Below are 25,222 nucleotides of genomic sequence, written 5' to 3' on the forward strand. Positions count from 1 at the left end.
AGTGATCGAGCGAACGGGGAGGCCGGTGTCATGGCCCGCTACATGGAGGCACTGACCGTCGAGAGGGGCGGTTTCCGGATCAAGGTGCCGGAGTCGTGGTGGGAGTTCGACGTGCGGCCGGAGTCGCGGGACGACTCGATCCGCCGGATGGTGAACGAACGGGTGCGGCAGCGGCCGGAGTTGGAGCAGTACCGGGACACGTACGTCGACTTCCTCAAGAAGGCCGCCGCGGACGCGTGGAAGTCGGGCGCGATGTACTGCGGCTGCATGGCGGAGAACTTCGGCGGTGACACCCCGATCACCGGCTCGGTGACCGTCTCCCTGGTCGGCGGCCGCAACGAGCGCGGCGAGCCGCTGTCGAACGACCCGGCCGTCATCGCGAGTCAGCTCGCCGTCAAGGAGGCCAAGAGGGAGGGCGACTCGTGGCGGAAGGTGACGACCGTCGACATCCCCGGAGTCGGCCCGGCGGCACGGACCTACGGCATCGAGGACATCCCCGTACCCGGCGACGCGCTCAACCGCACGATCAGGGCTGTGCTGATGCAGACGTACATTCCCGTGCCGGGCCAGGAGGGCAAGGTGGCCCTGGTCGCCGGCAGCAGCCAGGTCCTCGACCTCGCGGACTCCTTCTTCGACATCTTCGACGCGATCACGTCGACGTTCCGGTTCACGGGCTGACTTCCCCCTTCAGGAAGGCGGCCGGGACAGCAGGAGAGCCGCCACTGTGCGCCTGGTGATCACCTCGCAGAAGACCGACACGCTGGACAGGTGGCAGGGCGTCTTCGATGACTGTGGAGACGTCGTCTGCCAGCGAGGGCTGCGGGCCGAGACTCCGGTCGACGCAGTCCTCATGGCCGGAATCTTCGCCCTCGAACGGTACGGCGGACGCCCCGGCGTCCAAGAGGCCCAGATCCTGGAGAACGGGCGAGGCGACGGCTGGCACAACCTCGTCATCATGCCACCCGGCAGGCCGATGACCCGGGACGCTCAGGGACACTGGAAAGTCCAGGCCGCATACGCGCACATTCAACCCGCCTATTTCGCGGCATCGCGCTCTTTTCGCGCAGTCGAGGAGTGGAATGCTCGCCACGTCGAGCGGCAGATCTCCGTGGTGGAGATCAACCTCCCCCTGATGGATATGGACAACCCGGTGGACGACTCAAGCCCGCAGTCCTTCAAGAAGGCGTTCATGGAATATCGCGAGAGGGGGCCGCGTGACGGGTGAGTGCATCGGCCGTGTACATCGGCCCAGAAAGAGGGCGGGCACATGCCGCTGGCTGCTGCCGCCGTTCTTCACGGTGCCCCGGCCCTGGACCAAGGGTTACTTCAGGATTGTCGAGTATGAAGAGCTCAAGCCGGCCGACTTGCTGGCTCAGCACTGTTTCTTCGACCCCGCGCACCGTAGCCCACCGAGGTCCTTGAGTTGCTGGGGCCGTGACGTGGCGCCGCGTAAGGTCAACTTGAGGAAGTCCTCGGCTGGGCGGCCGGCACACTCATCGATCTCACGGTTGCAGGATTTGAGGGGGGCGGCCTGTGACGCCACACCATTAATGACAGGTTTTGACATCTCGGGTACCTCGGAGCCCTGGGTCGTCTTCGTTCCGGGCGGAGAGGCCTGGCTCCGGCAGCAGTTGTCACGGCTGGAGTCAAAGGGAGGCCGCGTCCACCACTTCGACTCGCGCGACCTGATGACCGAGGACGGGATCTACCGTTCGTTCGCGGAGGTTCTGGGATTCCCCGGGTACTTCGGCAGGAACTGGGACGCGATGGTGGACTGCCTGGACGACGTGTGCGGTGAGATGACGGGTGGAGTGGGAATCGTAGGGGTAATTCGCGACGCGGATCGACTCCTGGCAACGGAACACTTCCCCTTGTTCGTGTCGGTGCTCTGCCAGGGCGCGGACCGTGCTAATTCAGCGGTGGATCTCGATGGATTCCCCCTGGACCGGCCGGCGATCGCCGAACACTTCGTTTTTGAGTTCCGTGAATTCGATCGCGAGAAGGTGGTGCGGCGAATTGAACAGAATGACCTGACTGTCACCATCGGGGAAACGTTCGTCGCTGCCGCTCTCTATCCTGAGGAATGGCATTGACAAGTGGTTGACCTGAGCGAAGAACTGAGCAGGCTGTGCGACCTCGACAGGCTCACTGGTCAGGCCGTAGAAGCGGTTCTCGCCGCATTGGGCTGGGAAGGCGAGCGCAGGAATCCGGAAAAGGAATGGGCGACCACGTGGAGGCGGGACGACGCCGGCGCCTGGATCCAGGGCGACGGGCCGACGGAGGTGGAGTTCACCCTCTGGTTCCGTGAGGTCGCCGACGAGTGGCCCGACCCGGACATGTACCTGGATGAGCTGTACGACGCTGCTGTCGCCGAACTCCCGGCCGTCGTCTTCCGGCTCGAGTCCGGAGCGCTCGGCACTCGCCTGGAGGTCTGCGACGAGGACCTGACGGGCGGGGCGGACTTCATCGACCACACCGCCTGGAGGGTCTCCGGCAAGGTCCTTCTGGCAGGGGTCAAGCACGACGACACCGAAGCACCGGTGCAGCTCGTCGTCGTCCTGCGTGAGGGTGATGCGAGTGCGTGTTGATCAGACACCACGTGGCTGGTCCCCGCAGACCGATGAAGTGCTGCGACGCGCGGGCTGGCGGCCAGGCCGCTCGGTGCCGACGGACACCTGCGAGTCGATCCTGCGCGAGCGTGGATCCTTCGTGGTCCACGATGCCGCGCGTCGGTTCCTCTCCGAATTCGGGGCTCTGGTGACGTACGGCTGGCCCGCCGACACGATCACCACGTCGTCGGCAATCCGTTTCGATCCCCTGAAGGCCGGTTGGCAGGACGAGCGGTTCGCGTGGGCGAGCCGGGAAGCGGGGGCGTCCCTCTATCCCGTTGGCACGGCCGACCAAGGTGCCAGCTTCCTCGGCATCACCGAGGACGGGGCGCTCCACCTCGTGAGGGACCGCGTGGAACTGCTGGCCGAGACCACCGACCAGGCGCTGGACCGCCTCGTCGAGGCACAGGCGGCCCGGTTTGCCCTCTGGACGCCCGGGGAGCCGACGGCCGAGCACCCCTTCTGGAGGCGACTGAACACCGCGGAGACCGGCCCGGACGCCGGGCTGCGCTGGCCCGAGGAGACGGACCGGGTGCTGCGGGCGGGCGGCTGGTTCCCAGGGCGTTCGGTTCCCACAGAGACCTGGGAAAGCATCCTCCTGCAAACCGGCGAGTTCGAGATCCACGACGCGGCACGGCGCTTCCTGGCGGAGTTCGGCGCCGTGGGCGTGTCCTACCGCGAGCCGTGGGACTCGATGCCGTGGATGGAGTTCTCGCTGGACCCGCTGCTCGCCATCTGGGATGGGGAGATCATCGACGACCTCGTCGAGCAGGCGGGCGTCGACCTGTACCCGATCGGCATGCGCGACCGCGGGAACCAGCACCTGGCCATGGCGGAGGACGGCTCGGTCTACGCCGGCATGGACAGCGTCTGGCTGCTCGCCCCCACGCCCGACGAGGCCTTGCAGAAGCTCACCAGCAGGATCCGGCCGACAGCTACGTGACGCCCGGCTGCTGCTCGCTGCCGAAACCCGATCAGCGGGGGTACGCGATCATCGCCGACTGATGGCCCTTCGATGCCGATCTTTTCCTCGATTGGTTGTGCCCTGTAAGTTCACGTGTGCATACGGTTGTTGACGTAGATGTGCGCGTGACGGGGGTTGCGATATGGCGGGGCACAGGCCTGCGGACTGGCATGTCCTGGACTTGGACAAGGATCCGACCCCTGGTGACCCGCAGCGGGTGCGCACGCTTGCGAAGCAGTTGCACGACTTCGCCGACGATGTCTCCGAGGCGCTGCGCTTGGTCAAGGGCATGGCGGGTGAGGGCACGCTGCTTGAGTGGGCCGGCAAGTCCGCGGACGTCTTCAAGGAGGACTTCGCGGATGTCCCGAAGAACCTCAAGAAGCTGAAGAAGTCCTACGAGATGTGCGGGGACGCACTGGCGGACTTCTGGCCGAAGCTGGAGCGGGCGCAGTCCTTGGCGGACAAGGCGCTCATCAAGGGCCGTGAGGCCCGGGACAACCTCTCCTCGGCCCAGTCCCGTCTCACCTCGGCGGACTCGTGGGTCACCCGGGCCGGCAAGGAGGCGGACAAGTACAAGGACGACCCGACCGGCAGCAAGTCGGACGCGGACAAGCCGGACGAGGCCAAGGTGCGTGCCGCGACCCGGGACGTGCAGCACGCCAAGTCGGCGCAGTCCAAGGCCCAGTCGGACGTGTCCGACGCCCAGGACGCACTTGCCGCGGCCAAGAAGATGGCCGAGGACGCGCGCAAGATGCGCGACGAGGCAGCCCGCGAGGCGAAGTCGAAGATCGACGAGGCTTCGGATGCCGGTATTCAGAACCGGTCGTGGTGGGAGGAGGTCGGCGACTGGTTCACGGACAACTGGGACAACATCGTCGCGGTGTGCAAGGTCGTCGTGACCGTCCTCGGGATCGTCGCGATGATCATCGGTGGTCCGATCCTGGGCGCGATCGTGCTGATCGCGGCCGCGGTCGTGCTTGCGGACACGCTCTACAAATACTCCAAGGGACAAGCGTCCCTATGGGACGTGGGATTTGCTGCGCTGGACTGCATACCGGGCATGAAGGGCCTGACGACCCTCGGCGGGCTGGCCAAGGGACTGAAGGCCTTCGGGAAGACCGGCCTCAAAGGCATGGCACTGGGGGTCAAGGGGTTGGGTAAAGGCACCCGAGCGCTCGGCCGACAGATGAAGAAACTCGTCACCTGCGGCGACCCGATCGACATGGCCACCGGCCAGATGGTCATGTCCGAAACCGACTTTATCCTGGACGGCGTACTCCCGCTGGAACTGGAGCGCCACCACCGCACGGGTCTCCGGTCCGGCCGCTGGTTTGGAGCCGCTTGGGCATCCACCCTGGACCAGCGGCTGATCCTCGAACCCGACGGCGTCCGCTTCACCACGGCCGACGGCATGGTCCTCACATATCCCGTCCCGGAGCAGGGCGTCCCTGTCCAGCCGGTCGAGGGCCCACGCTGGCCGCTGGAGTGGGACGGCTCGGACAACGGCACCATGACCGTGCGCCAACCTGACTCCGGCTTGGCCCTCAGCTTCCGGCCGCTACCCGCCCGATCGGCCGCCGAGCTCCCGCTGACCATGGCCAGCGACCGCAACGGCAACGCCATCGAGTTGACGTACGGGCCTGACGGGGGCCTCCAAGAGATCACGCACACGGGCGGCTACCGCATCGGCGTGTCCACGGACCAGGGCCGGATCACAGCGTTCACCCTGCTCAGTGACCCCGAGCAGCCGGTTCTCATGCGTTATGCATACGACGCCGAGGCCAATCTCACGGAGATCTACAACTCCTCCGGGCTGCCGCTGCGGCTCTCCTACGACGACCAGCGCCGCATTACCGGATGGCACGACCGCACCGGGACCTGGTACCGCTACACGTACGACTCTGCGGGCCGCTGCACACGTACCACTGGCACGGACGGCATCCTCGACTACACCTACGTCTATGACCCGGAGAACCACATCTCCGTGGCGACGAACTCACTCGGCCACAGCACCACGTACCGCTTCAACGACGCCTATCAGCTCGTAGCCGAGACCGATCCGCTCGGGCACACCACGACGCGTACCTGGGACCGGTACGACAACCTCCTCTCCCTCACCGACCCGCTCGGCCGGACCACCACTTACGAGTGCGACGAGATGGGCAACACCGTCCGGGTCGTTCACCCCGACGGCAGCTTCGCCGCCTACACGTACGACACCGATGGCGCACTTACCTCGGTCACTGAGCAGGACGGTGCCCGGTGGCAGTACGCGTACGACGAGCGTGGAAACGTCGTCGCGATCACGGACCCCGTCGGCGCGACCACTGGTTACGGTTATGACGAGCGCGGTGCGGTCGCTTCGGTCACCGACGCGCTCGGCCACGTCAGCCAGGTGTGCAGCAACGCCGCGGGACTTCCGACGACGGTGCTCTCTCCGCTGGGTGCAGCCACGCGCTTCGCATACGACGCGTTCGGCCGCGTCCGGGAGGTCGTCGAGCCCGATGGCGGAACGACCGTGGTCGGCTGGACGACCGAGGGGCGCCCTGCGCAGCGGGCTCATCCCGACGGTGCCGTCGAGCGGTGGACCTACGACGCCGAGGGCAATCTCCTCACCCACACCGACGGGCGGGACCACGTCACCTGGTTCGAACCCGCCCCCTTCGACAGAACTGCGGCCCGAACGGCCCCGGACGGCAGCCGGATCGAGTTCACCTACGACACCGAGCTCCGCCCCGTGTGCGTCCGCAACGCCCTCGGCCAGACCTGGACGTACGAGTACGACCCTCTGGGCAACGTCGTCCGCGAAACGGACTTCAACGGCAGGACCGTCACCTACTGCTACGACGCGGCGAACCGCATCACCGAGCGCACGAACGGCGCCGGGCAGACTGTCCGTTACCGCCGTGACCTCCTCGACCGGGTGATCGAGCAGCGGGACTCGGAAGGCCGTGTCACCACCTTCGAGTACGACCAGGCCGGAGGACTCGTCCGGGCGGTCAACCCAGATGCCGAGCTCCGCTTCACCTACGACCCGCTCGGCCGCATACTGACCGAAAGCTGCAACGGCCGGACCCTGACCAACGCATACGATGCCGTCGGTCGCCGTGTCCGACGTCGGACCCCGGGCGGAGCGCTCAGCGAGTGGCGGTACGACGCCGCTCATCAGCCGGTGGAACTGCGCGGCTCCGGCCGGACGGTTGGGTTCGGGTACGACGCGGCAGGGCACGAAGTCCTGCGGTCCCTTCCAACGGGAGCGTCACTGCTCCAGGAGTGGAGCGCCGCCGGCCATCGGCTGCACTCCCAAGCCGTGCGGACACCGGAAGGCGCGGCCCACAGCATCGACCGGCGCTACACCTATCGGCCTGACGGTCTGCCCAGCACCATTACCGACTCCGACACGGGCGCCGTGGCGTACGAACTCGACCCGACCGGACGCGTCACTTCGGTCACCGCCACGAACCGGCGCGAGACGTACGCGTACGACGTCCTGGGCAACCTGATCCATTCCGACACGTCCGCAACGGCCGTCAACGGGGACGCCGAGGTTCAGGGACCAAGGACCTACAGCGGCACGCTGGTGCAGACTGCCGGACGGTCTCGGTACGAGCACGACGCCCAGGGGCGGGTGGTCCGCCACACGCGCGCCCTCCTGTCCGGCGGGTCCCGCACATGGCTCTTCACCTGGGACGCGGAGGACCGTCTGCGTGCCGTCACCACCCCCGACGGGCGTCACTGGCGTTACCGCTACGACCCTCTGGGCAGGCGCATCGCCAAGGAACTCCTCTCCGCGGATGGCACGGCGGTGGTCGAGCGCACCGCCTTCGTGTGGGACGGCACACGGCTGGCCGAGGAGAGCCGCTCGGGCGGAGAAGGAGACGGCGACCAGCGCGTCACCACTTGGGACTGGGAACCGGGCGGGGACCGGCCCCTCGTCCAGCGCACCCGGCCCGGCGAGCGGCAGGTCGACGACGTATCAGTGGACGAGCGGTTCTACTCCATCGTCACCGACCTCGTCGGCACGCCCACCGAGCTCGTCGACGAGTCAGGGCACACGGCGTGGCGTTCCCATCGCACCCTCTGGGGCCTGCCGCTGCGGGACCCGTCCCCGGGTCCGGCCGACTGCCCGCTGCGCTTTCCGGGGCAGTACTTCGACGCCGAAACGGGGCTGCACTACAACCACCACCGTTACTACGACCCGGCAACGGCGCGTTACCACAGCCCCGATCCCCTCGGTCTCGAACCGGCACCGCACCACCACGCTTACGTCGTCAACCCGCTCGTATGGATCGACCCGCTGGGCCTCGCGCCCTCGTGCAAGGCGGTCATCCGGCACTACACGGACAAGACCGGCTACAACAAGATCATGGGTGGTGGTGGCAAGGACGGCATCACCCTCAAGGTCCCCAGGAACACCAAGAGCAAGAACGCGACAGCGGTCTACGTCACCCCTATGAGCCCGGCCGACATCGCCAAGAAGCCCGGCGGCTTCAAGTCCTACCTCGGTCTCACCAAGGAAAAAAGCGAGTACATGATCGAGTTCGAGGTCGAGAAGAAACTCTTCTCGGGGCGCCTCAGGGGTGGTCGCGATCACATCTGGTTCTCCAACAGCGACGTGGCCATCCCACGCGACGCGATCAGGTATCACGGTCCGACATCGGGCTGGAAAGCCTGACCGAAGCACCGGCCGCAGACACTCCACACCACTGCGAGGCACTCTCATGGATCTCACCGGACACTCGACCGACTTCGTCGTGGACGCGTCGTTCCCCGAGGGCATGCGCCGCTTCGTGCGGCTCGGCCAGCAGCGGTGGCCAGGGTTGTTCCTGTACGGGGAACCGCTTTCGCCCGGCGTCCTGGCCGACTGGCGGTTGCCCGAACCGGAGGAAGACGGCCTTTCGGGCATCGTCACGTTCAGCTCCGGCCAGGAGATGGAGGACTTCTGGGAGGAACACGGCTACGCCCTCGACACCGAGAGGCAAGGGCCCTACGCCGTCTTCTACCGTCATCACGCGCAGCCTCTGCACGCGACGGCGGTTTCCGGGGTCCATGCTTCCTCCCGGGAGGACGAGGCAGCCGTCGAAGGGACGGGGCTCCTGCTGTCCGAGTACTACGCTGTCAGCATCGTCACACCCGAGGACCCGGAGACGGACCCGTTCTCCAGGAGTGTTGTCGATGACTTCCTGGCGTCCTTCGGCGGGCCCACGGCCGCCCCGGTTTGACCTACGTCACCCCCGGGGTATTCTCTCCGGCTCGATTGGCGTCCGCCATGCCCCGTATGGCAGACTGTCCGAGTTGCTCGGTCGAGTGTTGATGCTGCGCGCCTCCCGCCGGGGGGACCGGAAGCGAGTCCCACAGTACTCGTCGCCCTAACTGCCACACGGCAGCGCTGGGGCGGACGTACGGGAATCTTCCGGGAAGTGTCAGTGCGGCGCCGGCCAGGCACCCGGTGGGCTTTCGCCTCCGGCTCGCGGTACCGGAAGGGCCGTGTGCAATCCCGCAGGGATGTTCGAACAAGGGGCATCTGTGTCAGCGGGAGAGCGACACGCCCGACCGCGTGGGTCGGAGAGGAAGAGAAATGGAACACCGGGTTCCAGAGCGTTACGAGAGACAGGACTACTGAGTAGCCATGGCGGGACAGAAGATCCGCATCCGGCTCAAGGCCTACGACCACGAGGTCATCGACAGCTCGGCGAAGAAGATCGTCGAGACGGTGACGCGTACTGGTGCGTCGGTCGCGGGCCCGGTGCCGCTGCCCACTGAGAAGAACGTGTACTGCGTCATCAAGTCGCCGCACAAGTACAAGGACTCGCGCGAGCACTTCGAGATGCGCACGCACAAGCGCCTGATCGACATCCTCGACCCCACCCCCAAGACCGTTGACTCTCTGATGCGACTCGACCTCCCGGCCGGTGTCGACATCGAGATCAAGCTCTGAGGCCGGTGATCTGAGAGATGGCTAAGCAGATCAAGGGCATCCTGGGCGAGAAGCTCGGCATGACGCAGGTGTGGGACGCGAACAACCGCGTCGTCCCGGTCACCGTCGTCAAGGCCGGCCCCAACGTCGTCACCCAGGTCCGTACGAACGATGTCGACGGCTACGAGTCCGTCCAGATCGCTTTCGGCGAGATCGACCCGCGCAAGGTGAACAAGCCCCTCAAGGGCCACTTCGCCAAGGCCGACGTCACCCCCCGTCGCCACCTCGTCGAGATCCGCACCGCGGACGCCTCCGAGTACACGCTGGGCCAGGAGATCACCGCTGAGGTGTTCGAGGCCGGCGTGAAGGTCGACGTGACCGGCAAGAGCAAGGGCAAGGGCTTCGCCGGTGTCATGAAGCGTCACAACTTCAAGGGCCTCGGCGCCGGACACGGCACCCAGCGCAAGCACCGCTCTCCCGGTTCCATCGGTGGCTGCGCCACCCCGGGCCGCGTGTTCAAGGGCCTCCGCATGGCGGGTCGCATGGGCAACGAGCGGGTCACCACCCAGAACCTGACCGTCCACGCCGTTGACGCGGAGAAGGGTCTGCTGCTCATCAAGGGCGCGGTTCCCGGTCCGAACGGCGGCCTCGTCCTGGTCCGCACCGCGGCCAAGGGGGCCTGAGGTAATGAGCACTGTTGACATCCTTTCGCCGGCGGGCGACAAGGCCGGTTCCGTCGAGCTCCCCGCGGAGATCTTCGACGTCGAGAAGATCAGCATTCCGCTGATCCACCAGGTCGTCGTCGCGCAGCTGGCCGCTGCCCGCCAGGGCACGCACAAGACCAAGACCCGTGGCGAGGTCCGCGGCGGTGGCAAGAAGCCGTACCGCCAGAAGGGCACCGGTCGCGCCCGTCAGGGTTCGACCCGCGCGCCGCAGTTCGCCGGTGGTGGCGTCGTGCACGGTCCCGTGCCGCGTGACTACTCGCAGCGGACGCCCAAGAAGATGAAGGCTGCCGCGCTGCGTCACGCCCTCACCGACCGGGCCCGTCACAACCGCATCCACGTCGTCTCCGGCGTGGTCGAGGGCGAGACCCCCTCCACGAAGGCCGCCAAGAGCCTGTTCGGCAAGATCAGCGAGCGCAAGAACCTGCTCCTGGTCGTCGACCGCTCCGACGAGGCCGCGTGGCTGTCCGCCCGCAACCTGCCCCAGGTCCACATCCTGGAGCCGGGCCAGCTGAACACGTACGACGTTCTCGTCTCGGACGACGTGGTCTTCACCAAGGCCGCTTTCGAGTCCTTCGTCGCCGGCCCGAAGGCCAACGACACCGAAGGGAGCGAGGTCTGATGGCCATCCGTCACCCCGCTATCGCCTCGAAGGCCGCGAAGAAGGCCAAGGAGGCCCGCGTCAAGAAGGCGCGTCGCCACGCCACCGAGGGCAAGAACACCGTCGAGACCCCGCTGAGCAAGTCCTTCACGGACCCCCGTGACGTGCTGCTCAAGCCGGTCGTCTCGGAGAAGAGCTACGCGCTCCTCGACGAGGGCAAGTACACGTTCATCGTCGACCCGAGCGCCAACAAGACCCAGATCAAGCAGGCCGTTCAGTCGGTCTTCTCGGTCAAGGTCACCGGGGTCAACACGATCAACCGCCAGGGCAAGCGCAAGCGGACCCGCACGGGCTTCGGCCAGCGCGCGTCCACCAAGCGCGCGATCGTGACCCTCGCCGAGGGCGACCGTATCGACATCTTCGGCGGTCCGACCGCGTAAGCGGTCAGGATCGTCCGGAATCGGACGAGGACTGAGAAATGGGTATCCGCAAGTACAAGCCGACGACTCCTGGCCGTCGTGGCGCCAGCGTCGCCGACTTCGTCGAGGTCACGCGGTCCACGCCGGAGAAGTCGTTGGTCCGCCCCCTGCACAGCAAGGGTGGCCGTAACAACTCCGGTCGTGTGACCGTCCGCCACCAGGGTGGTGGCCACAAGCGCGCCTACCGTGTGATCGACTTCCGTCGTCACGACAAGGACGGCGTGCCGGCGAAGGTCGCGCACATCGAGTACGACCCCAACCGCACCGCGCGCATCGCGCTGCTGCACTACGCGGACGGCGAGAAGCGCTACATCCTCGCGCCGCGTGGCCTGTCGCAGGGCGACCGCGTCGAGAACGGTCCCGGGGCCGACATCAAGCCGGGCAACAACCTGGCCCTGCGCAACATCCCGGTCGGTACCACGCTGCACGCCATCGAGCTGCGTCCGGGCGGCGGCGCGAAGTTCGCCCGCTCCGCCGGCGCCTCGGTGCAGCTGCTCGCGAAGGAGGGCTCCATGGCCCACCTGCGCATGCCGTCGGGTGAGATCCGCCTGGTCGACGTCCGCTGCCGCGCCACTGTCGGCGAGGTCGGCAACGCCGAGCAGAGCAACATCAACTGGGGCAAGGCCGGCCGTAAGCGCTGGCTGGGCGTCCGCCCGACCGTGCGTGGTGTGGTCATGAACCCGGTTGACCACCCGCACGGTGGTGGTGAGGGCCGTACCTCCGGTGGTCGCCACCCGGTGTCCCCGTGGGGCAAGAAGGAAGGCCGTACTCGTTCGCCCAAGAAGGCGTCGAACAAGTACATCGTCCGCCGCCGCAAGACGAACAAGAAGCGCTAGGAGCGGGTTTAGATGCCGCGCAGTCTCAAGAAGGGGCCCTTCGTCGACGACCACCTGATCAAGAAGGTGGACGCCCAGAACGAAGCCGGCACCAAGAACGTCATCAAGACCTGGTCCCGCCGCTCGATGATCGTCCCGGCCATGCTCGGCCACACGATCGCGGTGCACAACGGCAAGACCCACATCCCGGTGTTTGTCACCGAGTCGATGGTCGGCCACAAGCTCGGCGAGTTCTCGCCGACGCGCACCTTCCGGGGTCACGTCAAGGACGACCGGAAGTCGAAGCGCCGCTAGCCAGCGGGGTGTGAATGATCATGACAGACACTGAAGGGACAACCATGGAAGCCAGGGCCCAGGCGCGGTACATCCGCGTCACGCCCATGAAGGCCCGCCGCGTGGTGGACCTCATCCGTGGCCTGAACGCCACGGAGGCTCAGGCGGTCCTGCGTTTCGCCCCGCAGGCCGCGAGCGTGCCGGTCGGCAAGGTGCTGGACAGCGCCATCGCCAACGCCGCGCACAACTACGACCACACCGATGTCGACAGCCTCTACATCTCCGAGGCCTACGTCGACGAGGGCCCGACCCTGAAGCGGTTCCGTCCGCGCGCCCAGGGCCGTGCCTACCGGATCCGCAAGCGGACCAGCCACATCACCGTGGTCGTCAGCAGCAAGGAAGGAACCCGGTAATGGGCCAGAAGGTAAACCCGCACGGGTTCCGGCTCGGCGTTACGACCGACTTCAAGTCGCGCTGGTACGCCGACAAGCTGTACAAGGACTACGTCAAGGAAGACGTCGCCATCCGTCGGATGATGACGTCCGGCATGGAGCGCGCCGGCATCTCCAAGGTCGAGATCGAGCGCACCCGTGACCGTGTGCGTGTGGACATCCACACCGCGCGTCCGGGCATCGTGATCGGCCGCCGCGGCGCCGAGGCCGACCGCATCCGCGGTGACCTCGAGAAGCTCACCGGCAAGCAGGTCCAGCTGAACATCCTCGAGGTCAAGAACCCCGAGACCGACGCTCAGCTGGTCGCCCAGGCCGTCGCCGAGCAGCTCTCCTCCCGCGTCTCCTTCCGTCGGGCCATGCGCAAGAGCATGCAGTCCGCCATGAAGGCCGGCGCCAAGGGCATCAAGATCCAGTGCGGTGGCCGCCTCGGTGGCGCCGAGATGTCCCGCTCGGAGTTCTACCGCGAGGGCCGTGTGCCCCTGCACACGCTCCGCGCGAACGTGGACTACGGCTTCTTCGAGGCCAAGACGACCTTCGGCCGCATCGGCGTGAAGGTCTGGATCTACAAGGGCGACGTCAAGAACATCGCCGAGGTCCGCGCCGAGAACGCCGCTGCCCGTGCGGGTAACCGCCCGGCCCGCGGCGGTGCCGACCGCCCGGCCCGTGGTGGCCGCGGTGGCGAGCGGCGCGGTCGCAAGCCGCAGCAGGCTGCCGGCGCCGAGGCCCCCAAGGCCGAGGCTCCCGCTGCCGCCGCTCCGGCTGAGAGCACCGGAACGGAGGCCTGACCGACATGCTGATCCCCCGTAGGGTCAAGCACCGCAAGCAGCACCACCCCAAGCGCAACGGCATGTCCAAGGGTGGCACGCAGGTTGCGTTCGGCGAGTACGGCATCCAGGCGCTGACCCCGGCCTATGTGACGAACCGCCAGATCGAGGCCGCTCGTATCGCCATGACGCGTCACATCAAGCGTGGTGGCAAGGTCTGGATCAACATCTACCCGGACCGCCCCCTCACCAAGAAGCCGGCCGAGACCCGCATGGGTTCCGGTAAGGGCTCGCCGGAGTGGTGGGTGGCCAACGTCAAGCCCGGACGCGTGATGTTCGAGCTGTCGTACCCCAACGAGAAGATCGCGCGCGAGGCCCTGACCCGTGCGGCTCACAAGCTGCCGATGAAGTGCAAGATCGTCAAGCGCGAGGCAGGTGAAGCGTGATGTCGGCCGGTACCAAGGCGTCCGAGCTGCGCGAGCTGGGCAACGAGGAGCTGCTCAACAAGCTCCGCGAGGCCAAGGAAGAGCTGTTCAACCTCCGCTTCCAGGCGGCGACGGGCCAGCTCGAGAACCACGGTCGGCTCAAGGCCGTCCGCAAGGACATCGCGCGGATCTACACCCTGATGCGTGAGCGCGAGCTGGGCATCGAGACGGTGGAGAGCGCCTGATGAGCGAGAGCAACGTGACTGAAGAGACCAAGACGGACCGCGGATTCCGCAAGACCCGTGAGGGTCTGGTCGTCAGCGACAAGATGGACAAGACCGTCGTCGTCGCCGTCGAGGACCGCGTCAAGCACGCGCTGTACGGCAAGGTCATCCGCCGTACGAACAAGCTCAAGGCGCACGACGAGCAGAACGCCGCCGGCGTCGGCGACCGGGTTCTCCTGATGGAGACCCGTCCGCTCTCGGCGACGAAGCGCTGGCGCGTCGTGGAGATCCTCGAGAAGGCGAAGTAACCAAGCGGGGGCGCAAGTCCCCGCTGACCCCCGCCGGGGGCGGTCATGCGGCCCCCGGCGTGGGTTTTCGCCCGCAGAGGCTTAAGTAATTCCTTCGGGGGCTACCCCGCAGGACAGTTCCGCCAGGCTCGCAGGTGCGTCCCGAAAGGGCCCTGCGGGAACCGGCAGACAACCAGGAGATAGACGTGATCCAGCAGGAGTCGCGACTGCGTGTCGCCGACAACACGGGTGCGAAGGAGATCCTCTGCATCCGTGTGCTCGGCGGCTCCGGTCGCCGCTACGCGGGTATCGGTGACGTCATCGTCGCCACCGTCAAGGACGCGATCCCCGGTGGCAACGTGAAGAAGGGTGACGTCGTCAAGGCGGTCATCGTTCGCACCGTCAAGGAGCGCCGCCGTCCGGACGGCTCGTACATCCGCTTCGACGAGAACGCCGCCGTCATTCTGAAGAACGACGGCGACCCTCGTGGCACCCGTATCTTCGGCCCGGTCGGCCGTGAGCTGCGCGAGAAGAAGTTCATGAAGATCATCTCCCTCGCGCCGGAGGTGCTGTGAGCATGAAGATCAAGAAGGGCGACCTGGTCCAGGTCATCACCGGTAAGGACAAGGGCAAGCAGGGCAAGGTCATCGCGGCCTTCCCCCGTGAGGACCGTGTCCTGGTCGAGGGTGTCAACCGGGTCAAGAAGCACACCAAGGCCGGTCCGACGGCTCGCGGTTCGCAGGCCGGCGGCATCGTCACCACCGAGGCGCCGATCCACGTCTCCAACGTCCAGCTGGTCGTGGAGAAGGACGGCAAGAAGGTCGTGACCCGCGTCGGTTACCGCTTCGACGACGAAGGCAACAAGATCCGCGTTGCCAAGCGGACGGGTGAGGACATCTGATGACGACCACCACCACTCCGCGCCTGAAGCAGAAGTACCGTGAGGAGATCACGGGCAAGCTGCGTGACGAGTTCAAGTACGAGAACGTCATGCAGATCCCCGGTCTCGTGAAGATCGTGGTCAACATGGGTGTGGGCGACGCCGCCCGCGACTCCAAGCTGATCGAGGGCGCCATCCGCGACCTCACCACGATCACCGGTCAGAAGCCGGCCGTCACCAAGGCCCGCAAGTCCATCGCGCAGTTCAAGCTGCGTGAGGGCCAGCCGATCGGTGCCCACGTCACGCTCCGTGGCGACCGCATGTGGGAGTTCCTGGACCGCACCCTGTCGCTGGCGCTCCCGCGCATCCGCGACTTCCGCGGCCTGTCCCCCAAGCAGTTCGACGGCCGTGGCAACTACACCTTCGGTCTCACGGAGCAGGTCATGTTCCACGAGATCGACCAGGACAAGATCGACCGCGTCCGGGGTATGGACATCACCGTGGTCACCACGGCGACCAACGACGCTGAGGGCCGCGCGCTCCTTCGTCACCTCGGCTTCCCCTTCAAGGAGGCGTGAGCGAGATGGCGAAGAAGGCTCTGATTGCCAAGGCTGCTCGCAAGCCCAAGTTCGGTGTGCGTGGCTACACCCGCTGCCAGCGCTGCGGCCGCCCGCACTCCGTGTACCGCAAGTTCGGCCTGTGCCGCGTGTGCCTTCGTGAGATGGCTCACCGTGGCGAGCTGCCGGGCGTGACCAAGAGCTCCTGGTAATCCCCCCAATCAGGGATTAGCAGGGCTCTCGGTAAGCATCTGGGGCGGCAGGACGTCCAGCTCACATGCCTTAGGCTTGTGGGGTTGGGCGTCTGCCGCCGCCCTTACGACTTACTACGCCGTAGGTCCACCGCGCCGCACCCGTCCCGTCTCGGATCGGGGAGAGGGATGGCGCACCAGGAAACCCCGGCGAGAGAGGCCGAAGGCCAATTCATGACCATGACTGATCCGATCGCAGACATGCTGACGCGTCTGCGGAACGCGAACTCGGCGTACCACGACACCGTGGCGATGCCGCACTCGAAGATCAAGTCTCACATCGCGGAGATCCTCCAGCAGGAGGGCTTCATCACGGGCTGGAAGGTCGAGGACGCCGAGGTCGGCAAGAACCTCGTCCTGGAGCTGAAGTTCGGCCCCAACCGTGAGCGCTCCATCGCGGGCATCAAGCGGATCTCCAAGCCCGGTCTCCGGGTGTACGCGAAGTCCACCAACCTGCCGAAGGTGCTGGGCGGCCTGGGCGTGGCGATCATCTCCACGTCCCACGGTCTCCTGACCGACAAGCAGGCGCAGAAGAAGGGCGTGGGTGGGGAAGTCCTCGCCTACGTCTGGTAGTTCGGGAACGGAGGAGAGACAACATGTCGCGTATCGGCAAGCTCCCCATCCCGGTTCCCGCCGGCGTGGACGTCACCATCGACGGCCGTACGGTCGCGGTCAAGGGCCCCAAGGGCGAACTGACCCACACCGTCATCGCGCCGATCGACATCGCCAAGGCCGAGGACGGCACCCTTCAGGTGCTGCGGCCCAACGACGAGCGGCAGAGCAAGGCCCTGCACGGCCTGTCCCGCACGCTGGTGGCGAACATGATCACCGGTGTGACCCAGGGATACGTCAAGAAGCTCGAAATCAGCGGTGTCGGCTACCGCGTCGTGGCGAAGGGCTCCAACCTGGAGTTCTCCCTCGGCTACAGCCACCCGATCCTGGTCGAGGCCCCCGAGGGCATCACCTTCAAGGTGGAGTCCCCGACCCGTTTCTCGGTCGAGGGCATCGACAAGCAGAAGGTCGGCGAGGTTGCGGCCAACATCCGCAAGCTGCGCAGGCCCGACCCGTACAAGGCCAAGGGCGTCAAGTACGAGGGCGAAGTCATCCGCCGCAAGGTCGGAAAGGCGGGTAAGTAAGCCATGGCATACGGACAGAAGATCCTTAAGGGCGACGCCTACAAGCGCGCCGCGATCAAGCGCCGCCACATCCGGATCCGTAAGCACATCAACGGTACGGCGGAGCGTCCGCGTCTGGTCGTTACCCGCTCGAACCGCCACATCGTGGCCCAGGTGATCGACGACATCAAGGGTCACACCCTGGCGTCGGCGTCCACCCTGGACAGCTCGATCCGCGGTGGCGAGGGCGACAAGTCCGCGCAGGCCAAGCAGGTCGGCGCCCTGGTCGCCGAGCGTGCCAAGGCCGCCGGTGTCGAGGCCGTCGTGTTCGACCGTGGTGGTAACCAGTACGCGGGGCGCATCGCCGCCCTGGCGGACGCCGCCCGCGAGGCCGGACTCAAGTTCTGAGTCCTGGTTCCGTAGCTAGCGGAGACAGAGAGAGGTAATTCCAATGGCTGGACCCCAGCGCCGCGGTGGCGGTGCCGGTGGCGGCGAGCGGCGGGACCGGAAGGGCCGTGACGGCGGCGCAGCTGCCGCCGAGAAGACCGCGTACGTTGAGCGCGTTGTCGCGATCAACCGCGTCGCCAAGGTTGTGAAGGGTGGTCGTCGCTTCAGCTTCACCGCGCTGGTCGTGGTGGGCGACGGTGACGGCACCGTGGGTGTCGGATACGGCAAGGCCAAGGAGGTGCCGGCCGCCATCGCCAAGGGCGTTGAGGAGGCCAAGAAGCACTTCTTCAAGGTCCCGCGTATCCAGGGCACCATCCCGCACCCGATCACGGGTGAGAAGGCTGCCGGCGTCGTGCTGCTCAAGCCGGCGTCCCCGGGTACCGGTGTTATCGCCGGTGGTCCGGTGCGTGCCGTGCTCGAGTGCGCCGGTATCCACGACGTGCTGTCGAAGTCGCTCGGCTCGTCGAACGCGATCAACATCGTGCACGCGACCGTGGAGGCCCTGAAGGGTCTGCAGCGTCCCGAGGAGATCGCGGCCCGCCGTGGTCTGCCGCTCGAGGACGTCGCCCCCGCGGCTCTGCTGCGTGCGCGTGCCGGGGCGGGTGCTGCGTGATGGCTCAGCTCAAGATCACGCAGGTGAAGTCCTACATCGGCAGCAAGCAGAACCACCGTGACACCCTGCGTTCCCTTGGTCTCAAGGGCATCAACACGCAGGTCGTCAAGGAGGACCGCCCCGAGTTCCGCGGCATGGTGCACACCGTCCGCCACCTCGTGACGGTCGAGGAGGTCGACTGATCATGGCGGAGAACAACCCGCTCAAGATCCACAACCTCCGTCCCGCCCCGGGCGCCAAGACCGCCAAGACCCGTGTCGGTCGTGGTGAGGCGTCGAAGGGTAAGACGGCCGGTCGTGGTACCAAGGGTACGAAGGCCCGCTACCAGGTTCCGGAGCGCTTCGAGGGTGGGCAGATGCCCCTCCACATGCGCCTTCCGAAGCTGAAGGGCTTCAAGAACCCGTTCAAGACCGAGTACCAGGTCGTGAACCTCGACAAGCTGGCCGCCCTCTACCCCGAGGGTGGCGAGGTCACCGTCGAGTCGCTGGTGGCCAAGGGCGCTGTTCGCAAGAACAGCCTCGTCAAGGTCCTCGGCCAGGGCGAGATCTCCGTGGCGCTGCAGGTGACGGTCGACGCCGTCTCCGGCTCCGCCAAGGAGAAGATCACCGCCGCCGGCGGTTCTGTCACCGAGCTCGTCTGAACACCACAGGCGTCTTGATGACCTGAGCGATCCCGACCGGGGATACCCCACAAATGGGGTATCCCCGGTTGGTCGTTCCTAGGGCGGCAGTCCCGCCGGTAAGGTGGCCTGCACTGCCCTCTTTTCACGGGGTGCTGCACTTCCGGCACTCCGAGCGGCAGTTGCCCGTTACCTATTCGTCGAACCTCAAGACCGTCACCCTTGACGCAGTTGCGCGGGGGTCGCAGGAGGCACCGTGCTCACCGCGTTCGCCCGGGCGTTCAAGACGCCCGACCTGCGCAAGAAGCTGCTCTTCACGCTCGGCATCATCGTGGTCTACCGGGTCGGTACGCATGTCCCGATCCCAGGCGTCGACTACCGGAACGTCCAGACCTGTATCGACAACGCTCAGGCCAACCAGGGCCTGTTCGGCCTGGTCAACATGTTCAGCGGCGGCGCGCTGCTGCAGATCACGATCTTCGCGCTGGGCATCATGCCGTACATCACGGCGAGCATCATTCTGCAGCTGCTGACCGTGGTGATCCCGCGCCTGGAAGCCCTGAAGAAGGAGGGCCAGGCCGGTACGGCGAAGATCACGCAGTACACCCGCTACCTGACGGTGGCCCTCGCCATCCTTCAGGGCACCGGCCTCGTCGCCACCGCCCGCAGCGGCGCCCTGTTCTCGGGCTGCCCGGTGGCCAGCCAGATCGTGCCCGACCAGTCGATCTTCGTCACCATCACCATGGTCATCACCATGACCGCCGGTACGGCGTTCGTGATGTGGCTCGGCGAGCTGATCACGGACCGCGGCATCGGCAACGGCATGTCGATCCTGATGTTCATCTCGATCGCCGCCACCTTCCCGTCCGCCCTGTGGGCCATCAAGGAGCAGGGCGACCTGGCCGGCGGCTGGATCGAATTCGGCGCCGTCATCGCGGTCGGCCTCGTCATGGTCGGCCTGGTGGTCTTCGTCGAGCAGGCTCAGCGTCGCATCCCGGTTCAGTACGCCAAGCGCATGATCGGCCGCCGCTCCTACGGTGGTACGTCGACGTACATCCCGCTGAAGGTGAACCAGGCGGGTGTGATTCCCGTCATCTTCGCCTCGTCGCTGCTCTACATCCCGGCGCTGATCGCCCAGTTCGCCGGAGGCAAGTCGGACTGGAAGATCTGGATCGAGCAGAACCTCGCGGATCCCAAGGCGCCGTCGCACCTTGTCCTGTACTTCCTCCTGATCGTATTCTTCGCGTTCTTCTACGTGGCGATCTCCTTCAACCCCGAGGAAGTCGCCGACAACATGAAGAAGTATGGTGGCTTCATCCCGGGCATTCGGGCTGGCCGACCGACCGCTGAGTACCTCAGCTACGTACTCAACCGGATCACCTGGCCGGGTTCGCTGTATCTGGGTCTGATCGCTCTCGTCCCGACAATGGCGTTGGTTGGTTTCGATGCAAACCAGAACTTCCCGTTCGGTGGGACCAGCATCCTGATCATCGTGGGTGTCGGTCTCGAGACGGTGAAGCAGATTGAGAGCCAGCTCCAGCAGCGCAATTACGAAGGGTTCCTCCGCTGATGCGTATCGTCCTCGTCGGGCCGCCGGGTGCCGGTAAGGGAACGCAGGCCGCGTTCCTGGCCAAGAACCTGTCGATCCCGCACATCTCCACGGGCGACCTGTTCCGGGCCAACATCAGCCAGCAGACGGAACTCGGCAAACTGGCGAAGTCCTACATGGACGCGGGCAATCTCGTACCCGACGAGGTCACGATCGCCATGGCGAAGGACCGCATGGAGCAGCCGGACGCCGAGAACGGCTTCCTGCTGGACGGCTTCCCCCGCAACGTCTCCCAGGCCGAGGCGCTCGACGAGCTGCTCGAGACCGAGAGCATGCAGCTCGACGCGGTGCTGGACCTGGAGGTCCCCGAGGACGAGGTGGTCAAGCGCATCGCCGGCCGCCGCATCTGCCGCAACGACTCCGCGCACGTCTTCCACGTGACGTACAAGCAGCCGGCCAAGGAGGGCGTCTGCGACGTCTGCGGCGGCGAGCTGTACCAGCGGGACGACGACTCCGAGGAGACCGTCCGCAAGCGGCTGGAGGTCTACCACACACAGACCGAGCCGATCATCGACTACTACAAGGCGCAGGGCCTAGTGGTCACGATCTCCGCGCTCGGCAAGGTGGAGGACGTCACGACGCGCGCCATGGAGGCGCTCAAGCGTGGCGAGGACGGCAAGTAGTCGTTCATGCGCAGCTACGGCCGCGGTTCCCCCTGGGGAGCCGCGGCCGCTGTGTGGGCGGGGTCCTCGCGCGGCCCCGTATCGTTGAAGGCATTCATGTTCTCCGAAGGTCCAGAAAGGCCGTAGCCCCCATGGTGCAGATCAAGACCCCCGAGCAGATCGCCAAGATGCGCGAGGCGGGGCTGGTCGTCGCCGCCATTCACGCGGCGACCCGCGAAGCCGCCGTGCCGGGGGCCACGACGAAGGACCTGGACCAGGTGGCCCGCAAGGTGCTCGCCGAGCACAACGCCAAGCCGAACTTCCTCGGCTACGGCGGCTTCCCCGCGACCATCTGCACCTCGGTGAACGAGGTCGTCGTCCACGGCATCCCCTCCGACGACGTGGTCCTCAAGGACGGGGACGTGATCTCCATCGACTGCGGCGCGATCATCGACGGCTGGCACGGCGACGCCGCGTACACGGCCTTCGTGGGCTCCGGTCACTCCCCGGAGCTGATCGAGCTGTCCCGGGTGACCGAGGAGTCGATGTGGGCCGGCATCGCGGCCATGAAGCAGGGCAACCGGCTGGTCGACGTCTCCCGGGCGATCGAGACGTACATCCGCCGCCAGCCCAAGCCCGGCGGCGGCCGGTACGGGATCATCGAGGACTACGGCGGTCACGGCATCGGCACCGAGATGCACATGGACCCGCACCTGCTGAACTACGTGGACCGTCGGCGCGGCAAGGGTCCGAAGCTGGTGCCGGGCTTCTGCCTCGCGATCGAGCCGATGGTCTCCCTCGGCACCCCGAAGACAGAGGTCCTCGAGGACGACTGGACGGTCGTCACGACGGACGGCACGTGGTCGTCCCACTGGGAGCACTCCGTCGCGCTGACGGAGGAGGGGCCGCTGGTGCTGACGTCTCCCGACGGGGGGAAGGCGAAGCTCGCCGAGCTGGGCATTGTCGCCGCTCCGGATCCGCTGGGCTGAGCGCCTGCCGGGGAGGGCGGTGCGGTCGTGCGGCGGCTGCGGCTTCGTCGTGGCTTGTCGCGCCCAGCGGCGGAGCCGCATATCGACACAGCCCCGCGCCCCTGAAGAGGCGCTTAAGGATCTGTCCGCTGGGGCAGACTCTCTCGATTCGTGTTTCCGAGGGCCCTGTCGTAGACTGACTCGTCGGCTCTTGTGCATCCGCATGTCTGCATGCACTCGCACTGAGTCGATCAAGGTAGTCGATTCGAAGGGCGAAGCGTGGCCAAGAAGCAAGGTGCCATCGAGATCGAGGGCACTGTCGTCGAGTCTCTTCCGAACGCCATGTTCAAGGTCGAGCTCCAGAACGGCCACCAGGTCCTGGCACACATCAGCGGCAAGATGCGTATGCACTACATCCGCATCCTCCCTGACGACCGGGTCGTGGTGGAGCTGTCTCCGTACGACCTGACGCGTGGCCGGATCGTCTACCGCTACAAGTAGATCTTGCCCGCGCCCCGGCTTCCGGGGTGGTGGCACTGACCCGGAGAACCTCACCCATGAAGGTCAAGCCGAGCGTCAAGAAGATCTGCGACAAGTGCAGGGTGATCCGCCGTCACGGCCGGGTCATGGTCATCTGCGACAACCCGCGCCACAAGCAGCGCCAGGGCTGACGCACGACCGATCCCTCTGCCTTCATCGCAGGGATTCGCGCGACGCAAGCTGAATATGTTCATACGCAGGACCCAGACCCCCGGGTCTGACACCCCCGGTCGGAGGCCGGGGACCCAGTTCGTACCTCATACGGCGGCTGGGAGTCGGTTCTGCGGAAGACCTCCGTCAAGTAACTGGAGCCATTGAATGGCACGCGTTTCCGGTGTTGACATCCCGCGCGACAAGCGCGTGGAGATCGCCCTCACCTACGTGTTCGGCATCGGCCGGACCCTCTCGCAGCAGACGCTGGCCGCCACCGGCGTCGACCCGAACACCCGCGTTCGCGACCTCTCCGAGGAGCAGCTCGTCGCGATCCGCGAGTACGTCGACAACAACATCAAGACCGAGGGTGACCTCCGTCGCGAGATCCAGGCCGACATCCGCCGCAAGGTCGAGATCGGTACTTACCAGGGTCTGCGTCACCGCCGCGGTCTGCCCGTCCGCGGTCAGCGCACCAGCACCAACGCCCGCACCCGCAAGGGCCCGCGTCGCGCCATCGCCGGCAAGAAGAAGCCGGGCAAGAAGTAGTCCTCAGCGGACGCTCGTCAGCGGTCTTCGCTGCAGGACCGACCACCTCCCGTAGGAGTTATAGATGCCCCCCAAGGGTCGTCAGGGCGCTGCCAAGAAGGTGCGCCGCAAGGAAAAGAAGAACGTCGCTCACGGCCACGCGCACATCAAGAGCACGTTCAACAACACCATCGTCTCGATCACGGACCCGTCCGGCAACGTGATCTCCTGGGCCTCCGCCGGCCACGTCGGCTTCAAGGGCTCCCGGAAGTCCACGCCGTTCGCCGCGCAGATGGCCGCCGAGTCGGCTGCCCGCCGCGCCCAGGAGCACGGCATGCGCAAGGTCGACGTGTTCGTCAAGGGCCCGGGTTCCGGTCGTGAGACCGCCATCCGTTCGCTCCAGGCGACCGGTCTCGAGGTCGGCTCCATCCAGGACGTCACCCCGACCCCGCACAACGGCTGCCGTCCGCCGAAGCGCCGCCGCGTCTGACGCGACGCCTTCGGGTTCAGGTTTTCGGGCGGTACGGCTCCTTCGGGCCGTATCGCCCGTACCCTTGCAGTACCCGTCCCTTTTCGTCGGGGACGGTCGAGTCGGGCGTCATATAGCGGGCGCCCCCGACTGAAGGATCTGATCCACACATGCTGATCGCTCAGCGTCCCTCGTTGACCGAAGAGGTCGTCGACGAGTTCCGCTCCCGGTTCGTGATCGAGCCGCTGGAGCCGGGCTTCGGTTACACCCTCGGCAACTCCCTGCGCCGGACCCTCCTGTCCTCGATCCCGGGTGCGGCGGTCACGTCCATCCGCATCGACGGTGTCCTGCACGAGTTCACCACCGTGCCGGGCGTCAAGGAGGACGTCACCGACCTGATCCTCAACATCAAGCAGCTGGTCGTCTCCTCGGAGCACGACGAGCCGGTCGTGATGTACCTGCGCAAGCAGGGCCCGGGTCTGGTCACCGCCGCCGACATCGCGCCGCCGGCCGGTGTCGAGGTGCACAACCCCGACCTGGTCCTGGCCACGCTCAACGGCAAGGGCAAGCTGGAGATGGAGCTGACGGTCGAGCGCGGCCGCGGTTACGTCTCCGCCGTGCAGAACAAGCAGGTCGGGCAGGAGATCGGCCGGATCCCGGTCGACTCGATCTACTCGCCGGTGCTCAAGGTCACGTACAAGGTCGAGGCCACGCGTGTCGAGCAGCGCACCGACTTCGACAAGCTGATCGTCGACGTCGAGACCAAGCAGGCCATGCGTCCGCGTGACGCCATGGCGTCGGCCGGCAAGACCCTGGTCGAGCTGTTCGGTCTGGCCCGCGAGCTCAACATCGACGCCGAGGGCATCGACATGGGCCCGTCCCCGACGGACGCCGCCCTCGCCGCCGACCTGGCGCTGCCGATCGAGGAGCTGGAGCTCACGGTCCGCTCCTACAACTGCCTCAAGCGTGAGGGCATCCACTCCGTGGGTGAACTCGTGGCGCGCTCCGAGGCCGACCTGCTGGACATCCGCAACTTCGGTGCGAAGTCCATCGACGAGGTCAAGGCGAAGCTGGCCGGCATGGGCCTCGCGCTCAAGGACAGCCCGCCCGGATTCGACCCGACCGCTGCGGCGGACGCCTTCGGTGCGGACGACGACGCGGACGCCGGGTTCGTCGAGACCGAGCAGTACTGAGAGCTCGGACCTTCCGGTCCGTACCCGGGCGCGGGTGCGCTGTGCCTGATCGCGCAGTTCCCCGCGCCCCTTCCGGGGCGCACCCCGGATCTCCGACGGGCAACCGCTCGCTCGGATACTGACCCCGG

Annotated in this window: 36 protein-coding genes; all 36 read left to right on the plus strand. The window is 66.5% G+C overall.

The genetic code is table 11. The features are described from left to right. Positions 1–30: 30 nt before the first annotated feature. Positions 31–678, plus strand: a complete 648-nt coding sequence (locus tag AC07F0_RS10000) for a hypothetical protein (protein ID WP_478976644.1) — start codon at positions 31–33, stop codon at positions 676–678. 46 nt (positions 679–724) lie between these two features. Continuing rightward, positions 725–1,225 (plus strand): hypothetical protein, encoded by a 501-nt coding sequence (locus AC07F0_RS10005; RefSeq protein WP_478976647.1) that lies wholly within the window; start codon positions 725–727, stop codon positions 1,223–1,225. 325 nt (positions 1,226–1,550) lie between these two features. Further along, on the plus strand, positions 1,551–2,093 hold the full coding sequence (locus AC07F0_RS10010; RefSeq protein ID WP_478976650.1) for a barstar family protein: 543 nt from the start codon (positions 1,551–1,553) through the stop codon (positions 2,091–2,093). 3 nt (positions 2,094–2,096) lie between these two features. Beyond that, entirely contained in the window at positions 2,097–2,588 is a 492-nt protein-coding gene (locus AC07F0_RS10015) for a hypothetical protein (protein ID WP_478976653.1), read from the plus strand. Continuing rightward, the gene (locus AC07F0_RS10020) at positions 2,572–3,552 is read left to right on the plus strand and encodes an SUKH-3 domain-containing protein (protein ID WP_478976656.1); all 981 of its coding nucleotides are present in this window, start codon (positions 2,572–2,574) and stop codon (positions 3,550–3,552) included. Before AC07F0_RS10015 ends, AC07F0_RS10020 begins: the two co-directional genes overlap by 17 nt. A 238-nt stretch (positions 3,553–3,790) precedes the next feature. Then, positions 3,791–8,248 carry a DUF6531 domain-containing protein gene (locus AC07F0_RS10025; protein ID WP_478976659.1) on the plus strand — a complete coding sequence of 1,486 codons (4,458 nt, stop codon included), beginning with the start codon at positions 3,791–3,793 and terminating at the stop codon, positions 8,246–8,248. A 46-nt stretch (positions 8,249–8,294) separates the two neighbouring features. After that, positions 8,295–8,795: a hypothetical protein gene (locus AC07F0_RS10030; RefSeq protein ID WP_478976661.1), complete on the plus strand. Its 501-nt coding sequence runs from the start codon at positions 8,295–8,297 to the stop codon at positions 8,793–8,795. Between the two features lie 407 nt (positions 8,796–9,202). Next, a complete protein-coding gene (gene rpsJ, locus AC07F0_RS10035) occupies positions 9,203–9,511 on the plus strand; it encodes a 30S ribosomal protein S10 (RefSeq protein ID WP_003948644.1) in 309 nt (102 codons plus the stop codon). 17 nt (positions 9,512–9,528) lie between these two features. Next, a complete protein-coding gene (gene rplC, locus AC07F0_RS10040; RefSeq protein ID WP_086601018.1) occupies positions 9,529–10,173 on the plus strand; it encodes a 50S ribosomal protein L3 in 645 nt (214 codons plus the stop codon). Positions 10,174–10,177: 4 nt separating this feature from the next. Continuing rightward, a complete protein-coding gene (gene rplD / locus AC07F0_RS10045; RefSeq protein WP_436725696.1) occupies positions 10,178–10,834 on the plus strand; it encodes a 50S ribosomal protein L4 in 657 nt (218 codons plus the stop codon). Continuing rightward, positions 10,834–11,253, plus strand: coding sequence for a 50S ribosomal protein L23 (gene rplW, locus AC07F0_RS10050; RefSeq protein ID WP_338782539.1), 420 nt, complete (start codon positions 10,834–10,836; stop codon positions 11,251–11,253). The genes rplD and rplW overlap by 1 nt, the downstream gene beginning before the upstream one ends. 38 nt (positions 11,254–11,291) lie before the next feature. Next, positions 11,292–12,128: a 50S ribosomal protein L2 gene (gene rplB, locus AC07F0_RS10055; protein ID WP_006140909.1), complete on the plus strand. Its 837-nt coding sequence runs from the start codon at positions 11,292–11,294 to the stop codon at positions 12,126–12,128. 12 nt (positions 12,129–12,140) lie between these two features. After that, positions 12,141–12,422: a 30S ribosomal protein S19 gene (rpsS, locus tag AC07F0_RS10060; protein ID WP_010036728.1), complete on the plus strand. Its 282-nt coding sequence runs from the start codon at positions 12,141–12,143 to the stop codon at positions 12,420–12,422. Between the two features lie 44 nt (positions 12,423–12,466). Continuing rightward, positions 12,467–12,814, plus strand: coding sequence for a 50S ribosomal protein L22 (rplV, locus tag AC07F0_RS10065; protein ID WP_010036727.1), 348 nt, complete (start codon positions 12,467–12,469; stop codon positions 12,812–12,814). Further along, positions 12,814–13,638 (plus strand): 30S ribosomal protein S3, encoded by an 825-nt coding sequence (gene rpsC, locus AC07F0_RS10070; RefSeq protein WP_010036723.1) that lies wholly within the window; start codon positions 12,814–12,816, stop codon positions 13,636–13,638. Before rplV ends, rpsC begins: the two co-directional genes overlap by 1 nt. A 5-nt stretch (positions 13,639–13,643) precedes the next feature. Then, positions 13,644–14,063 carry a 50S ribosomal protein L16 gene (rplP, locus tag AC07F0_RS10075; RefSeq protein WP_004984526.1) on the plus strand — a complete coding sequence of 140 codons (420 nt, stop codon included), beginning with the start codon at positions 13,644–13,646 and terminating at the stop codon, positions 14,061–14,063. Further along, a complete protein-coding gene (gene rpmC, locus AC07F0_RS10080) occupies positions 14,063–14,287 on the plus strand; it encodes a 50S ribosomal protein L29 (protein ID WP_010036720.1) in 225 nt (74 codons plus the stop codon). The genes rplP and rpmC overlap by 1 nt, the downstream gene beginning before the upstream one ends. Continuing rightward, positions 14,287–14,574 (plus strand): 30S ribosomal protein S17, encoded by a 288-nt coding sequence (rpsQ, locus tag AC07F0_RS10085; protein WP_010036717.1) that lies wholly within the window; start codon positions 14,287–14,289, stop codon positions 14,572–14,574. Before rpmC ends, rpsQ begins: the two co-directional genes overlap by 1 nt. Positions 14,575–14,759: 185 nt before the next feature. Next, positions 14,760–15,128, plus strand: a complete 369-nt coding sequence (gene rplN / locus AC07F0_RS10090; protein ID WP_003998823.1) for a 50S ribosomal protein L14 — start codon at positions 14,760–14,762, stop codon at positions 15,126–15,128. 2 nt (positions 15,129–15,130) lie between these two features. Further along, positions 15,131–15,454, plus strand: coding sequence for a 50S ribosomal protein L24 (gene rplX, locus AC07F0_RS10095; RefSeq protein ID WP_010036713.1), 324 nt, complete (start codon positions 15,131–15,133; stop codon positions 15,452–15,454). After that, positions 15,454–16,011, plus strand: a complete 558-nt coding sequence (gene rplE / locus AC07F0_RS10100; RefSeq protein ID WP_010036711.1) for a 50S ribosomal protein L5 — start codon at positions 15,454–15,456, stop codon at positions 16,009–16,011. Before rplX ends, rplE begins: the two co-directional genes overlap by 1 nt. Positions 16,012–16,016: 5 nt before the next feature. Further along, the gene (locus tag AC07F0_RS10105; RefSeq protein WP_003948630.1) at positions 16,017–16,202 is read left to right on the plus strand and encodes a type Z 30S ribosomal protein S14; all 186 of its coding nucleotides are present in this window, start codon (positions 16,017–16,019) and stop codon (positions 16,200–16,202) included. A 213-nt stretch (positions 16,203–16,415) separates the two neighbouring features. Further along, a complete protein-coding gene (gene rpsH, locus AC07F0_RS10110; RefSeq protein WP_086601011.1) occupies positions 16,416–16,814 on the plus strand; it encodes a 30S ribosomal protein S8 in 399 nt (132 codons plus the stop codon). Positions 16,815–16,837: 23 nt separating this feature from the next. Then, positions 16,838–17,377, plus strand: coding sequence for a 50S ribosomal protein L6 (rplF, locus tag AC07F0_RS10115; protein WP_010036705.1), 540 nt, complete (start codon positions 16,838–16,840; stop codon positions 17,375–17,377). A 3-nt stretch (positions 17,378–17,380) separates the two neighbouring features. Next, positions 17,381–17,764, plus strand: a complete 384-nt coding sequence (rplR, locus tag AC07F0_RS10120; protein ID WP_003992369.1) for a 50S ribosomal protein L18 — start codon at positions 17,381–17,383, stop codon at positions 17,762–17,764. A gap of 43 nt (positions 17,765–17,807) precedes the next feature. Beyond that, positions 17,808–18,416, plus strand: a complete 609-nt coding sequence (gene rpsE / locus AC07F0_RS10125; protein ID WP_030671799.1) for a 30S ribosomal protein S5 — start codon at positions 17,808–17,810, stop codon at positions 18,414–18,416. Continuing rightward, on the plus strand, positions 18,416–18,598 hold the full coding sequence (gene rpmD, locus AC07F0_RS10130; protein WP_003974250.1) for a 50S ribosomal protein L30: 183 nt from the start codon (positions 18,416–18,418) through the stop codon (positions 18,596–18,598). Before rpsE ends, rpmD begins: the two co-directional genes overlap by 1 nt. A gap of 2 nt (positions 18,599–18,600) precedes the next feature. Beyond that, positions 18,601–19,056 carry a 50S ribosomal protein L15 gene (rplO, locus tag AC07F0_RS10135; protein ID WP_338782542.1) on the plus strand — a complete coding sequence of 152 codons (456 nt, stop codon included), beginning with the start codon at positions 18,601–18,603 and terminating at the stop codon, positions 19,054–19,056. 235 nt (positions 19,057–19,291) lie between these two features. After that, complete coding sequence (gene secY / locus AC07F0_RS10140) at positions 19,292–20,605, plus strand: preprotein translocase subunit SecY (protein ID WP_478976664.1); 1,314 nt, start codon at positions 19,292–19,294, stop codon at positions 20,603–20,605. After that, a complete protein-coding gene (locus AC07F0_RS10145; RefSeq protein ID WP_436725694.1) occupies positions 20,605–21,267 on the plus strand; it encodes an adenylate kinase in 663 nt (220 codons plus the stop codon). Before secY ends, AC07F0_RS10145 begins: the two co-directional genes overlap by 1 nt. Before the next feature lie 131 nt (positions 21,268–21,398). Next, complete coding sequence (gene map / locus AC07F0_RS10150) at positions 21,399–22,235, plus strand: type I methionyl aminopeptidase (protein ID WP_478976666.1); 837 nt, start codon at positions 21,399–21,401, stop codon at positions 22,233–22,235. Positions 22,236–22,493: 258 nt separating this feature from the next. After that, the gene (gene infA / locus AC07F0_RS10155) at positions 22,494–22,715 is read left to right on the plus strand and encodes a translation initiation factor IF-1 (RefSeq protein WP_003948620.1); all 222 of its coding nucleotides are present in this window, start codon (positions 22,494–22,496) and stop codon (positions 22,713–22,715) included. Between the two features lie 56 nt (positions 22,716–22,771). Next, positions 22,772–22,885: a 50S ribosomal protein L36 gene (rpmJ, locus tag AC07F0_RS10160; RefSeq protein ID WP_003974245.1), complete on the plus strand. Its 114-nt coding sequence runs from the start codon at positions 22,772–22,774 to the stop codon at positions 22,883–22,885. Between the two features lie 187 nt (positions 22,886–23,072). Beyond that, entirely contained in the window at positions 23,073–23,453 is a 381-nt protein-coding gene (rpsM, locus tag AC07F0_RS10165) for a 30S ribosomal protein S13 (protein WP_010036675.1), read from the plus strand. A 64-nt stretch (positions 23,454–23,517) separates the two neighbouring features. Then, a complete protein-coding gene (rpsK, locus tag AC07F0_RS10170) occupies positions 23,518–23,922 on the plus strand; it encodes a 30S ribosomal protein S11 (RefSeq protein WP_003956432.1) in 405 nt (134 codons plus the stop codon). A gap of 149 nt (positions 23,923–24,071) precedes the next feature. Next, positions 24,072–25,094 carry a DNA-directed RNA polymerase subunit alpha gene (locus AC07F0_RS10175; protein ID WP_003966937.1) on the plus strand — a complete coding sequence of 341 codons (1,023 nt, stop codon included), beginning with the start codon at positions 24,072–24,074 and terminating at the stop codon, positions 25,092–25,094. The last annotated feature ends 128 nt before the right edge of the window (positions 25,095–25,222 follow it).

The organism is Streptomyces sp. NPDC045955, from assembly GCF_056430805.1.

What these genes read in the sequence shown, in the direction of transcription:
- AC07F0_RS10000 (WP_478976644.1), top strand. Translation starts at nt 31, where the DNA reads ATGGCCCGCTACATGGAGGCACTGACCGTCGAGAGGGGCGGTTTCCGG.
- AC07F0_RS10010 (WP_478976650.1), top strand. Translation starts at nt 1,551, where the DNA reads ATGACAGGTTTTGACATCTCGGGTACCTCGGAGCCCTGGGTCGTCTTC.
- AC07F0_RS10020 (WP_478976656.1), top strand. Translation starts at nt 2,572, where the DNA reads ATGCGAGTGCGTGTTGATCAGACACCACGTGGCTGGTCCCCGCAGACC.
- AC07F0_RS10030 (WP_478976661.1), top strand. Translation starts at nt 8,295, where the DNA reads ATGGATCTCACCGGACACTCGACCGACTTCGTCGTGGACGCGTCGTTC.
- rpsJ (WP_003948644.1), top strand. Translation starts at nt 9,203, where the DNA reads ATGGCGGGACAGAAGATCCGCATCCGGCTCAAGGCCTACGACCACGAG.
- rplC (WP_086601018.1), top strand. Translation starts at nt 9,529, where the DNA reads ATGGCTAAGCAGATCAAGGGCATCCTGGGCGAGAAGCTCGGCATGACG.
- rplD (WP_436725696.1), top strand. Translation starts at nt 10,178, where the DNA reads ATGAGCACTGTTGACATCCTTTCGCCGGCGGGCGACAAGGCCGGTTCC.
- rplW (WP_338782539.1), top strand. Translation starts at nt 10,834, where the DNA reads ATGGCCATCCGTCACCCCGCTATCGCCTCGAAGGCCGCGAAGAAGGCC.
- rplB (WP_006140909.1), top strand. Translation starts at nt 11,292, where the DNA reads ATGGGTATCCGCAAGTACAAGCCGACGACTCCTGGCCGTCGTGGCGCC.
- rpsS (WP_010036728.1), top strand. Translation starts at nt 12,141, where the DNA reads ATGCCGCGCAGTCTCAAGAAGGGGCCCTTCGTCGACGACCACCTGATC.
- rplV (WP_010036727.1), top strand. Translation starts at nt 12,467, where the DNA reads ATGGAAGCCAGGGCCCAGGCGCGGTACATCCGCGTCACGCCCATGAAG.
- rpsC (WP_010036723.1), top strand. Translation starts at nt 12,814, where the DNA reads ATGGGCCAGAAGGTAAACCCGCACGGGTTCCGGCTCGGCGTTACGACC.
- rplP (WP_004984526.1), top strand. Translation starts at nt 13,644, where the DNA reads ATGCTGATCCCCCGTAGGGTCAAGCACCGCAAGCAGCACCACCCCAAG.
- rpmC (WP_010036720.1), top strand. Translation starts at nt 14,063, where the DNA reads ATGTCGGCCGGTACCAAGGCGTCCGAGCTGCGCGAGCTGGGCAACGAG.
- rpsQ (WP_010036717.1), top strand. Translation starts at nt 14,287, where the DNA reads ATGAGCGAGAGCAACGTGACTGAAGAGACCAAGACGGACCGCGGATTC.
- rplX (WP_010036713.1), top strand. Translation starts at nt 15,131, where the DNA reads ATGAAGATCAAGAAGGGCGACCTGGTCCAGGTCATCACCGGTAAGGAC.
- rplE (WP_010036711.1), top strand. Translation starts at nt 15,454, where the DNA reads ATGACGACCACCACCACTCCGCGCCTGAAGCAGAAGTACCGTGAGGAG.
- AC07F0_RS10105 (WP_003948630.1), top strand. Translation starts at nt 16,017, where the DNA reads ATGGCGAAGAAGGCTCTGATTGCCAAGGCTGCTCGCAAGCCCAAGTTC.
- rpsH (WP_086601011.1), top strand. Translation starts at nt 16,416, where the DNA reads ATGACCATGACTGATCCGATCGCAGACATGCTGACGCGTCTGCGGAAC.
- rplF (WP_010036705.1), top strand. Translation starts at nt 16,838, where the DNA reads ATGTCGCGTATCGGCAAGCTCCCCATCCCGGTTCCCGCCGGCGTGGAC.
- rplR (WP_003992369.1), top strand. Translation starts at nt 17,381, where the DNA reads ATGGCATACGGACAGAAGATCCTTAAGGGCGACGCCTACAAGCGCGCC.
- rpsE (WP_030671799.1), top strand. Translation starts at nt 17,808, where the DNA reads ATGGCTGGACCCCAGCGCCGCGGTGGCGGTGCCGGTGGCGGCGAGCGG.
- rpmD (WP_003974250.1), top strand. Translation starts at nt 18,416, where the DNA reads ATGGCTCAGCTCAAGATCACGCAGGTGAAGTCCTACATCGGCAGCAAG.
- rplO (WP_338782542.1), top strand. Translation starts at nt 18,601, where the DNA reads ATGGCGGAGAACAACCCGCTCAAGATCCACAACCTCCGTCCCGCCCCG.
- AC07F0_RS10145 (WP_436725694.1), top strand. Translation starts at nt 20,605, where the DNA reads ATGCGTATCGTCCTCGTCGGGCCGCCGGGTGCCGGTAAGGGAACGCAG.
- map (WP_478976666.1), top strand. Translation starts at nt 21,399, where the DNA reads ATGGTGCAGATCAAGACCCCCGAGCAGATCGCCAAGATGCGCGAGGCG.
- rpmJ (WP_003974245.1), top strand. Translation starts at nt 22,772, where the DNA reads ATGAAGGTCAAGCCGAGCGTCAAGAAGATCTGCGACAAGTGCAGGGTG.
- rpsM (WP_010036675.1), top strand. Translation starts at nt 23,073, where the DNA reads ATGGCACGCGTTTCCGGTGTTGACATCCCGCGCGACAAGCGCGTGGAG.
- rpsK (WP_003956432.1), top strand. Translation starts at nt 23,518, where the DNA reads ATGCCCCCCAAGGGTCGTCAGGGCGCTGCCAAGAAGGTGCGCCGCAAG.
- AC07F0_RS10175 (WP_003966937.1), top strand. Translation starts at nt 24,072, where the DNA reads ATGCTGATCGCTCAGCGTCCCTCGTTGACCGAAGAGGTCGTCGACGAG.